Source organism: Acinetobacter sp. SCLZS86, from assembly GCF_021560715.1.
Lineage (GTDB): Bacteria > Pseudomonadota > Gammaproteobacteria > Pseudomonadales > Moraxellaceae > Acinetobacter > Acinetobacter towneri_A.
This window is the reverse complement of sequence record NZ_CP090864.1, coordinates 2158397-2171251: the sequence shown is the minus strand read 5'-3', so window position 1 is coordinate 2171251 and position 12855 is coordinate 2158397. Positions and strand designations below refer to the sequence as shown.

Here is a 12855-nt window from a genome sequence, read left to right as displayed (position 1 = left end):
CTCGCGATTCTATGTATTCTTAGTTTGCTAGTGGGTGCATTCTTGGGAGGTGTGTGGTAGAAGTTCTATTTACAGGATATATTTATGAATTGAGGTGGTGGTCAGCAACAAGGGAACTATCTAATTTGTGCAATTGAACATCAAAAATAGACAACTAAAATTCAACTGTATTGCTTTAAATTATGTGATTGAGTTGTAAAGTTATGTGTTAAAATTGGCACTTGTCACAGTTTTTTGAATTTTTTGGGGTAGGAACTGTTGAAACATTTTTTACTAAGACTCGGATTGAATCTGCGTAAACTTATTTTAATTTCCACAATTTTAAGTGTATCAGGCTTATTTGTCGTAAGTGTATTTATTTTAAATTATGTAATTAAACAACAATTAATTCAAAATTCACTTTCGATCAATGAAAAATATGCAGAAAAAATTGCCACCAGTGCCAATCAACATTTTTCAGATATGCTGCAAGAGTTGGATTATAGTGCACGTTTATTAGAAAAAAATTTTTATAATACACAACTTAGAAAAGAAGAAGTACAACGCTTAAAAAATCAATCGAATAATTTTAATAGTGTTTTATTGGTAGGGCAGAATAAACATATTTTAGCTTATGCACCTAATACATTAAAACTTAATTTTAATCATGCTTATAGTAGTGTTGGTATTGATGGATCTATTGAAAAAAAGAAAACTTATATTTCATCTCCCTATTGGTCTATAAGTAATAATTTAGTTGTCATGATGTCACAACCTATTTATGATAAAACACATCAATATTTAGGCTTGATCAGTGGTACGATTTATTTACAACGGAAGAACTTATTAAATACCATGCTCAATACTCAGTATGATTATAAAAAAGTTATATGTATGTGATTGATCAACATAATCGTATTATTTTTCATCCAGATAAAAATCGCATTGGTGAAAAAATTATCAATAATACAGGTTTGGATTATATTAATCATCATAAAAAGGGATCAATTCGTTTAAAGAATAGTTTAGGTATAGATAATTTGGCGGGTTTTGCACATATTCCAAGTGTAAATTGGATTGTAGTTTCTCAGCAGCCCACAGATGATTTACTTGCCCAAGCCAATACCTTGATTTTAAAAGTATCGATTGGTGTCTTTATTTTCTACTTTTTTATTTTTTTATTGATTTGGTATATCTCAAGCTTTATTTCTTCACCTTTGAACCGCTTGGCACGTATGGCAAGTATGCTCAATCATGCTGAAATCCAAGATAAAATTAAAGAAGTTGATCCATGGTATTTCGAGGTTTTAAAGTTTAGAACCTCATTATTAATGAGTTCGGAAACCTTTAGTCATCGGATTGCGGAGTTAAAACATCATGTCAATACGGACCCGTTGACAGGTTTATATAACCGTCGTGGTATGCAATTATTTTTAAATGAACTGCTAGAGACTCGTACCGAATTTGCAGTATTAGCCATTGATATTGATTTTTTTAAGAAAATTAATGATCAGTATGGACATGATCAAGGTGACGTGGTACTTAAAACGCTCGCGCAACTAATGCTAACTAATTTTAGGGAACAGGATATTTGCTGTCGTTCCGGGGGCGAAGGATTTTTTGTGCTGATGACGACTGCCGACCCAAGTGTGGCATACAAAGTTGCGGAGCGTTTAAGAACGACCATGCAACAAACCAATATTGATGGTATGGGTCAAATCACCATCTCAATTGGCATCGCTTTTTGGCCTCAAGATGCAGAAGATGTTTCTGATGTACTGAAACTTGCAGATAATAAATTGTATGAAGCTAAACTTGATGGACGTAATTGTACAAAGTCTACGGCTACATGAGGATTTGGAAAGATTCCTATTCAGCTGACAAAGAGGTATGCGATGGAAAAAGATCAAGATCCAACGATAGTGGTTGAAGACAGTCCTGAACAAGAAAAATATGAACTTTTGAAAGAAAAGCTGAAATACAAACAGGCGGAGCGCGAAAATTCTAAAAAAATTGATCATAAACAAGTACGGTTGAACATTCAGGCGGATGCCTTACCAAGCAAAACCTTTTTTATTATGAATGCTTTGGCAGCAATTATTGCGGGCTACGGTTTATTGTCAAATTCAGCCGCAGTGGTGATTGGTGCAATGCTAGTTGCGATGATGCTAGGTCCCATTTCAGGTATTGCTTTAGCCTTTATTGATAATCGTTGGTTGTTTTTTAAAACGGCCTTTAGAACCTTAGTTTTAGGTGTATCGATGATTGTCAGTATTGGCATCATTTTAGGTCTGATCAATTTTAACTTGCCCATCACCCATGAAATTTTGTCTAGAACTCAGCCCACTATTATGGATTTAATGATTGCACTTGCGGGTGGTGCGGCAGGGGCATTTGCAGCCGTTTCGCCGCGTCTGTCTGTGGCTGTTGTTGGTGTTGCAGTTGCGACCGCTTTAGTACCGCCGCTGGTTGCAAGTGGCATATTAATTGCGCATCTAGAATGGAAACATGCAGCCAACGCGCTACTGTTGGCACTGACCAATATTGTCGCGATTCAAATTAGTTCTTCACTGGTGTTATGGGCAGCAGGTTTTAGACGCGGTTCCGATGAAGAAGTAAATAGCACAGTAATTGAATTTATTAAAAGAAATATCGTGAGTCTTTTAGTACTTTTTGCGCTGGGTATCTATTTAAGCTTTAACTTTATGATGATGTTAAATAAACAGATGTATGAACATCAGGTAGAAAGCTTGATTGAAAGTCAATTTAATCAGCATAATAATTTAATTGATACGGTGCAGTTTGATCGGCGTAAAGAGATGACTCTAATTCGCGTAGTATTGCGTGGAGATATAGCGCCAAAAGCTCAACAGATTTCTGCATTAAATCAAAAACTGGCACAGGATCCACGCGGAAAACCCAGTGTTGTTCAAGTGCGCTTTATTCCTGTGCAAATTATTCAAGCCATAGAAAGTCCTGATTTTGAGATGAAGCAAGTTGAAGCCGAGCAGTTGATACAACCTTAGATTAAGAAATTGATGGTATTTATAGCTTACTTTAGATGGCGTCTTATTATTCAATAGGCACTCATAATGTTACATATTGCACCGATTTAATTTAATAGTCTCAAAAGGTTATAGTTAAGCCAATTTTAAGCTAAACCACTTAACATCCGATTTATTTCAAATCAGATTCACTATGCTTCCACGCTCTCCTCACAAAGGCACTTCTGGTTTACAACGGATTTTGAACGCCACAGGTTATTCTTTGGCAGGCTTTAAAGCCGCCTTTCAAAACGAAGCGGCATTTCGGCAAATCATTCTGATTAATTCACTGCTGATTCCACTCAGTTTTTTCATGCCTGTTAGTCATGTCGAACAAGTGCTCATGATCGTGGTGTGTTTACTTGCCATCATTATCGAACTGATTAATTCAGCCATTGAAGCTGTGGTCGATCGTGTTTCAATGGAGCAACATCCCTTGTCTAAAAATGCCAAAGATATGGGCAGTGCAGCGCAATTTGTTGCTTTGGCAATTATCGCATTGACTTGGGGCGCATGCCTGATTCCTGCTTAATCCTTCAAAAAAGCATAAAACAGACTTTAAAATAGATAGTGAGTTGAGTATTCCTCATGCGGCATCAGCATTCAAAATTTTTACTTCTGAAAGCAATTTTACTCCTTCTGAGTTTGCTGATCTTGCTCAATTTTTTTAGCGTTGCAGGCATGCTAGATTTACACCTCATTCAACCCTTTATGGATGCTCATGCAGAATTTCCACTTCGACAAGACTGGGCATTGGCTGAATTAAATCATCGGTATGTCAAATATATCCTCATTGCGGTATATCTGAGTTATTTACTGGCTTGGTTGCTGTCTTTCAGATTTCAAAAATTACGTGCTCGTCGTTGGGAGTTTGGCTATTTCTTTTGGATGGTGGTGATTTCGACCAGTGTGATTGCAATACTTAAATCACAGTCGGCACATGCTTGCCCGTGGGATATGAGTATAGCCACATCGCATGGTGTTCGGTGGGATTTAAGTGCAACAGCAGGGCATTGTTTTCCAGGGGGGCATGCCTCAAGTGGTTTTGCTTTATTGGTAGGATATTTTGTTTATCGGGTTGCTCAACCTAAACGTGCTTATTTTTTCTTGATTGCGGCTTGCATTTTAGGCATGGGGATGGGCTGGGCGCAAATGATGCGCGGGGCACATTTTTTTAGTCATAATCTTTGGACAGGCTGGATTACTTGGTGTTTGAACGTAGTCGCTTATGCGTTCTTGGCGCATAAATTGCCACAATCAAAATCTAACTTAAAACCCGATCTTAACGCATCGGAAATTTAACCTGCACACACAAACCACCTAAACTGTCACTTTTAGAAAACTCTAAACTTGCACCTAAGCGTTGGGTGGCTTTATCTACAATAGGTAAACCTAAACCGCTGCCAATTTCTGCATGGTTGTGAATACGGTAAAAACGCTGTCGAATTAGATTGAACAGTGCGGGGTCAATACCTGCACCACTGTCTTCAATTTGCAAAATTGCATGTTGTTCTTGCTGAAAAATAGTCACATTAATCACGCCTTGTTTGGGCGTATATTTAATCGCATTATCAATTAAATTATAAATAATGGAATGCAAAGCAGAACTTTGCCCATGAATATTCAACTCTTGGCGTTGTTCGACACCTAAATCAATATCTTTTTGCAATGCCAATTGAATGAGCTGTTCCACACAGGCAATGGTCATTTGATTTAAAGATAGAGTTTGATTGCTTTCAATCAGACTATCTAAGGCATCTTGCTTGGCTAAGCTTAATAATTGATTGACCAAATGCTGTAAACGCAAAACCCCTTGGCTTAAATTATTGAGGGCATCACTATGTGGAAATTGCTGCAATAAAATTTGTACTTGTAAGTTGAGTGCAGTGAGCGGGGTACGTAATTCATGTGCAGCATCGGCAACGAACTGGCGCTGTTCCTGCTGTGCGACAGAAATTCGCGTAAATAATTGATTCATTTCCTGAATAGTAGGTGCAAGCTCAACTGGATAATCTAGCATGTGAATTGGGTTGAGATCCTGCGCTTTACGACGTGCCAGTTCACTTTTAAAGTCATTTAGAGGTCGGAAATTATGGCGAATTAGCCAACTTAAAGCCAAAAGGGCAAAGGGTAAAAATAGTGCATAGGGAATAAACATATTTGCTGCTAACTCTAAAGCTAAATATTGGCGCACAGAGTTTTGCTGGCTAATTTGAATTTGCAGATTTTCCTGCGGCAAAATATAAGTACGCCACAATTCAACTTGAGTTTGATGACTATAAAACCCTGGTTTTTCTACGGGTTGTAGTAATACATCTTGAGGGTGTAATTGTGGTGTTGCATCAGCATATGCCCAAATATCGACAAATAAGTCTTCTTCACTATATTTTTGATTTAAATTGATTTGGCTTCGCGTAGGTTTTGGGTGGTTCGCTGCAATGCGTTCCGCCAAACTTTGCATTTGAGCATCTAAAATTTCATTGATCTCTTCTAGGGCAATTCGATAGGCTGCAAATACCAAAACGCAGCCCAACATGACACTAAAGATAGAAACATAAACAATCAGACGTTTTTGCAAAGAATAGGATTGCATTAAATTTGCCCTAAACGGTAACCTAAACCACGAATAGTACGAATAAAGTCCTTACCTAGTTTGGCGCGTAAATGGTGAATATAGACTTCAATTGTGTTGCTACTGACTTCACTGTCAAAATCATATAATTTATCTTCTAAATTATTTTTAGAGAAAATTTTATTTGGGTGGCTGAGCAAAGCCATTAAAATTGCCCATTCACGATTCGACAGTTCAATATATTCACCTTTGAATTTTGCCAAATGTTGTTCGGTATCTAAGACTAAATCGCCATAACTTAAAATATGTGCAGTATCGTTTACAGGATTTTGTGCGCTGCTGCGTCTGAGTAGGGCATAAATTCGCGCCAGTAATTCATCAAACTCATAGGGCTTAATTAGATAATCATCTGCGCCCTGATTCAAACCATCAACTCGTTGTTGCAATTGATCACGCGCAGAAATAATCAGCACGGGCAATTGTGGATGTAACTGGCGAATATTTTTTAATACCTGCATGCCGTCCATCATGGGTAAGCCTAAATCCAGCAACACCAGCTGGATATCTTGCTGCTCTAATTGCTTTAAGCCATCCATCCCGTTATTCACCCAAGTAACATCAAATTGCTGTAGCTTAAGCAAGGTCTGGGTCGATTCGGCAATCATAAAATCATCTTCGATGATTAATATTTTAGGCATGTTACGACTCGTGCTGCGGTTGAGTGGTATATGGAGTAGGACATTGATTCAGCATATCATTTTTCGGGTCAATTACTTTGCTGTTTACATCCAGCAAGCCCAGTAAACTTGGGAAAAGATTATCCTGACTCAATGTTGCTTGACGTTGTGCTTTTAAGCAATTCACTTGCGCAGAATTTTGTTGTTGCCAGGTTTCTGAAAACCACATCAGCATAGGTACATGGGTCTGTTGAGTAGGCGCCATAGAATATGGTGCACCGTGCAAATATAAACCATGTTCACCTGTCGATTCACCATGGTCAGACAAATACCAAAAACCGGTTTGATAGTGCTTTTGTTGCGCTAAAGTTTGAATCAACTGACTTAAAACATGGTCGGTATAGACAATCGAGTTGTCATAGGTATTGCGTAAGGCATCGGCACTGCACCCCTGAATCGCATTGCTGTTACACGTCGGTTGGAAGGGTTGATAAGCTGCGGTTGAGCGTTTGAAATAAGCAGGTCCATGACTGCCCATTTGGTGCAATACAATTAAATGTGAGCGCGTGTCTTTCGGGTCCAGTTGAGCAAGATAAGCCTGTAAACTGTCTACTAAAATTTCGTCTAAACATTCACCGCTGGCATCACACCATTTTTGTTTTAGCGCTGCAGGAATTTGATATTGCTGCACCCGATCACAGGCACCTTTACAGCCTGAATTGTTATCAATCCAAGTGACTTGATAACCTGCACGCTGAGCAATATCCAGTAATCCTTCACGGTGACTTGCCAGTTGTGCATCATAATTTTGGCGTGGCATCCCCGAGAACATACACGGCACAGAAACAGCCGTGGCTGTACCACAAGAGCTGACTTGAGTGAAATTAATCACAGGCAGCTTAGAGAGTTCAGGGTTGGTATTTTTTGCGTAGCCATTCAGCGAGAAGCTTTCGGCACGTGCAGTTTCACCAACCACCAACAGCATAATTTTGGGTGCTGTGCCTGTTTGCGCACGTTGAATTAAATGTGCATCTTCACCATAGCGCAGCAGCGGCAAATTCTGTTTGGGTGCTTTCTTTTTATAATACGATAGACTAGAGGCAATCGCATTTTGTGGAGAAAGCATGCCTTTTAAATCACGATGTTCACGGAAGATTGCAGCATAATCCACATAAAAACAGAACAATAAACCCAAAATCAGCACAATAGAAACTACACTACCCAAGGTCTTTTGCAGTAATTGTCGAGCAAAATGAGTCGGCTGAATTTTAATAGACCACACCAAGACCAATGGCAGCAGCACAAACAGCACACTCCAAACCACCAAACGTACAGACCAAAGATCACGTACTTCGCGTACATCGGTTTGCAGCATATTTTGAATTTGGTCTGCGGTAATCACTACGCCCAAACTATTAACAAAATAAGCGCTGAATCCACCAACTACAATCAAAATACTTGCTAATATTTTGGCATTCCAACGCCAGTTCAGCCATTGCAGCAACAGATGATATGCTGACACAATCACGATCATAGTTGCGATCAATAGGCCTATGGCTTTAATTCCTTGATAAGGTGTGAATTGTTGAATTTTCTCATAAAATCCATAGTTCAATACCAAGCTTAACCATAGGGCAAGCATTAGATTGAAATAGAATAAAGAAATCGGTTTTTGCCAAAAGCGCAGTCGGTCTAAGAAAGACGGAGCAAGTGGTGAGTGGGGCTGCTTAGACATCGTCAATGATTCAAAAGACTTTAAGATGCTTTAGCCTAAAATTTGAAACTTAAAACTGACTTAAAATTGTGGGCTGAATCTGTCGTAATTTTATTTGAATAACTTTGAAGATAGAAATTTTAGAGATATAAACTTTGCATGGATAAGCTGTTCATTCATGTTATTTCTGAAGCTTGCCCTATCTCTGAACATATTTTTATTCGAAGACAGGGCAGATTTTTATACTGAATTTTCTAGGTTTTAAGCCACTGCAACATGGAACATTGAACCAATCCACGCACTAAATACCATGGCGACAATACCCCAAATCATGACGCGCAATGCGCCTTTCCACATACTAGCACCACCGACATAGCTGGCAAGCGCGCCCATAACCCCTAGGCTGATTACACCGACCAACATCACACCTTTATCTAACAGATGCTCAGGTAAGAGTAAAATAGACACCAACGGGAATAATGAACCTATAGTAAATGCCAATGCCGATGAAAAAGCTGCCATAAATGGCTGCGCTGAGGTGTGTTCTAAAATACCAATTTCGTCACGGGCATGGGCATCTAGAGCATTGTGAGCAGTCAGTTGTATGGCAACTTGTTCTGCCAATTCGGCATCTAAACCACGAATCATATAAATATTGGTGAGCTCTTTTAGCTCATGCTCTGGGTTGAGTTTTAATTCACGTGCTTCCATCGCAAGGTCATTTTTTTCAATGTCTTGTTGAGATTTCACTGAAATATATTCACCCGCTGCCATAGAAGCAGCGCCCGAAATTAAACCCGCAATACAGGTAATCAACAATGTTTGTGAAGATGCACCACTAGCTGCCATCCCAACGACCAAACTCGTCACAGAAATGATCCCATCGTTCGCACCCAATACTGCAGCACGTAACCATCCAGATCGTGAAATATAATGTTTTTCGAGGTGGTAAGAATGAGGCATAGATCAAATTCTCTTGTTATTCAATTTTCATTGATTGATGTGTGATATAGCATAAATCATTCTAAAAAATTTATCGTTTAAAAATGAGAGGTATTTCACAAAATAGATGAAGTCGTAATGTGGTTTTTGAGTTTGAGCTTGGAGTTTTTTATAAAATTTCCTTAAATTTCAACCTTTAAATGCCTTAAAAAATGATCAATAGCTTGTAAGATGATAAAAGAGATTGATTCAATCAGGCTTGCAAGTAAATAGGAAATATCGTGATGTCTTTTCAGAATATTGTCGTACCTGTAGTGAGCGAAGTCAGTCTAAAAACCATTCATCGGTTGGGTGCAGGGTAAAGTATGCCTAAATTATCTCGTGACTTAGTATCGCCAGACGTATTTGACTTAAAGTCATTTATTTCTCCTCGCATTAGGGGTAGATGTCGCACTTGCAGAAGTCATACGTGGACACGGTACAATTTATGATGCAGAAGTCTGTGATGCTGCGGTTCGTTTAATTAATGAAAAAGGGTATGAATTACCGCGCTAAAATATGCGTAATGAATAGTGCTAAAACTTGATTGTTGTGCAGTTTATCGGAGAGATTCTTAAAAAGTGTTAAATTTATCTCGTAAATTATATAGAATGCTCACTAATTCAAATTGTGTTTATATATAATACGCTCCCATAAAGTAACAGATATTCCAAGTTTCCCCCCACACTTCCCCAAAGTGTGAGTTTTTTTATGCTATGTATTAAAAAGATAGGGATGTAGATTTCCTAAGTTAAATTTAAGCTGACAGATACAACAATGGTTTCTAACAAGTGGATAACTGTCAGGTCTTGTTTGAATGGGGGAAGCTTAATTCCAAATCACTTGCCCAATTCAATATCTTTCAAAATCACACAATCTGCCTGTTCATCGCCAGAGCAATGGTCTGCAGAACTTTGTAGCCAATTCGCCATTTCCTGTAATTGCGCAATCTTCTGTTTTAAGGTTTCAATATGTTTAAGCGTGAGCTGCTTCACCTCTGCACTTTGTCGGTCAGCATTTTTCCATAAACCTAGCAATTCTTTCATTTGCTCAGAAGAAAAACCCAAATCCCGCGCATGTTTAATAAAAGACAAAGTTTTTAAATCTTGCTCAGAATAAATCCGATAACCCGAAGCAGAGCGTTTGGCGCTATCCAACAAACCAATTTGCTCATAATAACGAATCATTTTGCTGGAAATACCCGATAGTTTAGAGGCTTGACCAATATTCATGTGACTTCTCTCATAAAAAGGGCATAGAACAATCTTCTAAACCCTTTGTATGTTGCATTTAAACCTATGCTGCTTGGAAATATTTTAAGCGGAGCGCATTCCCCAATACAAATACTGAAGATAATGCCATCGCACCCGCAGCAAAAATAGGCGAGAGCAAAATACCTGCAAACGGGTATAGCACGCCTGCAGCAATTGGAATCAAGGCAATATTATAAATAAATGCCCAAAATAGATTTTGACGAATATTGCGGATGGTGGCTTTACTCAATGCAATTGCATTGGGTACACCTTGTAAATTTCCCGACATCAACACAACTTCAGCCGCTTCAATTGCAACATCTGTACCTGTACCAATCGCAATTCCAACATCAGCTTGTGCCAAAGCAGGGGCATCATTAATACCATCGCCCACAAAAGTCACACGCCCGAATTGATGTTGTAATTCACGTACAACATCGACCTTGCCTTCAGGTAAAACCTCGGCCACCACATGATCAATCTGTAAGCGGGCAGCAATCGCCTGAGCCGTATGTCGGTTATCACCCGTAATCATCGCCACTTTTAAACCCAGTTGATGTAAGGCTGCGATTGCAGCAAAAGTCGTATCTTTAATCGGGTCTGCAACGGCTACAATAGCTGCCAGTTGTTGATCAATCGCCATATAAATTGGCGTTTTGCCTTCTTGTCCTAAACGCGCAGCTTCTGCATCAAAAGCGCTAACATCTAGCCCGATTTGCTGCATGTAACGATCTGCACCAATCTGAATACGCTGACCATTCACCAGTGCTTCAATGCCTGAACCTGTGATGCTGTCAAACTCGGTCACAGGCAGTAAACTGACTTGCTTTTCTGTTGCGGCTTGCACAATCGCCAATGCAATAGGATGCTCAGACTTCGCTTCTACCGATGCTAAAAGTGCAAAGACTTGATCTGCTTCAAAACCCGATTGCACATGAAAATCAGTCAAAGTCGGTTTGCCTTCGGTGAGTGTTCCTGTTTTATCCACCGCGACCACTTTGACGTCTTGCAAAAGCTGCAAAGCCTCGCCTTTACGAAACAGCACGCCCATTTCTGCGCCACGACCTGTTCCTACCATAATTGAAGTAGGGGTGGCTAAACCCATTGCACATGGGCAGGCAATAATCAGAACTGCAACGGCATTGACCAAACCAAAGGTCAGGGCAGGTTCTGGGCCAAAAATAAACCAGACCATAAAAGTCAGTGCAGCCAATAACATAACGGCAGGTACAAACCACATGGTTACTTGATCCACCAAGGCTTGGATGGGCAATTTAGAACCTTGCGCCTGCTCGACCATGCGAATAATTTGCGCCAACACCGAAGCCTCACCAATGGCGGTAGCACGAATATTCAGTGTGCCATTTTGGTTGATGGTGCCGCCCACAACTTGATTGCCCACTTGTTTGGCTACAGGAACAGGTTCACCCGTAATCATCGACTCATCTATATAACTATGACCTTCGACTACCTCACCATCTACAGGAATGCGCTCACCCGGACGGATTTCAACAATGGTATTGGAGCTCACTTCTGCCACAGGTACTTCAATAATTTGACCATCCCGATGAATACGGGCAGTTTTGGCTTGCATGCCAATTAAATGCTGAATGGCTTGTGAAGTGCGCCCTTTAGCTTTGGCTTCAAAATAACGACCCAGCAAAATCAAACTGACAATCACTGCTGCAGCTTCATAATAAACATGCACTGTGCCTTCGGGTAAAAGCTGTGGCATAAATGTTGCCACCAATGAAAAGCTGTATGCAGCCAAAGTTCCCACAGCCACCAAAGAGTTCATATCAGGCGCAAAACGTAATAGCGCAGGAATCCCTTTTTGATAAAAACGACGTCCAGGTAAAAGCAGTACCAATGTGGTTAAAACAAATTGAATCCACCAGCTTTGTTGTTGTCCAATATTGTGCATTACCCACATGTGAAATGCGGGAATCATGTGTGATCCCATTTCTAGAATAAATACAGGCAAGGCTAAAATGAGTGAAATCACTAAATCACGTTTCAGTTGTTGCTGTTCTAGATTCTTTTTATCGTTTTGTTCATTAGCGTCGTGTTGCAGCAGTTTGGCGTCGTAACCTGCTTTTTGAATCGCTTGAATTAGGTCTTGGCTAGAAACTGTGGCATTCGGCTGAATCCATGCGCGTTCAGTCGCCAAATTGACATTGGCTTGGTCTACACCAGACACTTTCTTTAAGGCTTTTTCGACACGCGCCACACACGAAGCACAGGTCATGCCATCAATAGACAGTTCGATTGGTTGAATGGCAGCTACATCAAAACCTGCACGTTGCACCGCCTTAATGAGCAGCGCACGGTCTAAAGGTTGCGATGCGTGAATCAGTGCTTTTTCAGTTGCAAGATTAACTTCAGCTTTTTCTACACCATCAATTTTTTTTAAGGCTTTTTCGACCCGCCCGACACATGAGGCACAGGTCATACCTTCTATAGACAAGGTTTCCTGATAGAGAGAGGCATTTTGGTGTTTTGCGTCCATGGTCATCTCAATAATTTGGGGGATGTGCTTAGCATATAGATTGACATGATGGTAAGGTCAAGTAAATTTTAGCTCAGAATAAGCTTGACCTTGCCAGCATGGTAAGCTTTAAACTACAGATCAACA

At 39.9% G+C, this 12855-nt stretch carries 9 protein-coding genes and 1 pseudogene; 4 read left to right on the top strand and 6 right to left on the bottom strand.

What is annotated here, in order from left to right:
- Nucleotides 1–258: 258 nt before the first annotated feature.
- The 4 genes and pseudogenes from LZP46_RS10420 (at nucleotide 259) to LZP46_RS10405 (ending at nucleotide 4325) form a co-directional block, all read left to right on the top strand.
- Nucleotides 259–1832 (top strand): annotated as a pseudogene (locus tag LZP46_RS10420) (sensor domain-containing diguanylate cyclase).
- A gap of 42 nt (nucleotides 1833–1874) precedes the next feature.
- Nucleotides 1875–3005, top strand: coding sequence for a DUF389 domain-containing protein (locus tag LZP46_RS10415; RefSeq protein WP_236093779.1), 1131 nt, complete (start codon nucleotides 1875–1877; stop codon nucleotides 3003–3005).
- A 172-nt stretch (nucleotides 3006–3177) separates the two neighbouring features.
- Nucleotides 3178–3555, top strand: a complete 378-nt coding sequence (locus LZP46_RS10410) for a diacylglycerol kinase (protein WP_236093778.1) — start codon at nucleotides 3178–3180, stop codon at nucleotides 3553–3555.
- Between the two features lie 56 nt (nucleotides 3556–3611).
- Entirely contained in the window at nucleotides 3612–4325 is a 714-nt protein-coding gene (locus LZP46_RS10405) for a phosphatase PAP2 family protein (protein ID WP_236093777.1), read from the top strand.
- Here LZP46_RS10405 and LZP46_RS10400 read toward each other — a convergent pair.
- From LZP46_RS10400 to LZP46_RS10375, 6 genes are all read right to left on the bottom strand, one after another.
- A complete protein-coding gene (locus LZP46_RS10400) occupies nucleotides 4306–5616 on the bottom strand; it encodes an ATP-binding protein (RefSeq protein WP_236093776.1) in 1311 nt (436 codons plus the stop codon). The genes LZP46_RS10405 and LZP46_RS10400 overlap by 20 nt on opposite strands.
- Nucleotides 5616–6293: a response regulator transcription factor gene (locus LZP46_RS10395; protein ID WP_236093775.1), complete on the bottom strand. Its 678-nt coding sequence runs from the start codon at nucleotides 6291–6293 to the stop codon at nucleotides 5616–5618. The genes LZP46_RS10400 and LZP46_RS10395 overlap by 1 nt, the downstream gene beginning before the upstream one ends.
- 1 nt (nucleotide 6294) lies before the next feature.
- Nucleotides 6295–7914: a phosphoethanolamine transferase gene (locus LZP46_RS10390; protein ID WP_236095203.1), complete on the bottom strand. Its 1620-nt coding sequence runs from the start codon at nucleotides 7912–7914 to the stop codon at nucleotides 6295–6297.
- A gap of 333 nt (nucleotides 7915–8247) precedes the next feature.
- Nucleotides 8248–8949 (bottom strand): VIT1/CCC1 transporter family protein, encoded by a 702-nt coding sequence (locus LZP46_RS10385; RefSeq protein ID WP_236093774.1) that lies wholly within the window; start codon nucleotides 8947–8949, stop codon nucleotides 8248–8250.
- Between the two features lie 857 nt (nucleotides 8950–9806).
- Entirely contained in the window at nucleotides 9807–10199 is a 393-nt protein-coding gene (gene cueR, locus LZP46_RS10380; RefSeq protein WP_179991269.1) for a Cu(I)-responsive transcriptional regulator, read from the bottom strand.
- A gap of 64 nt (nucleotides 10200–10263) precedes the next feature.
- Entirely contained in the window at nucleotides 10264–12729 is a 2466-nt protein-coding gene (locus LZP46_RS10375; RefSeq protein WP_236093773.1) for a heavy metal translocating P-type ATPase, read from the bottom strand.
- Nucleotides 12730–12855 lie beyond the last annotated feature (126 nt).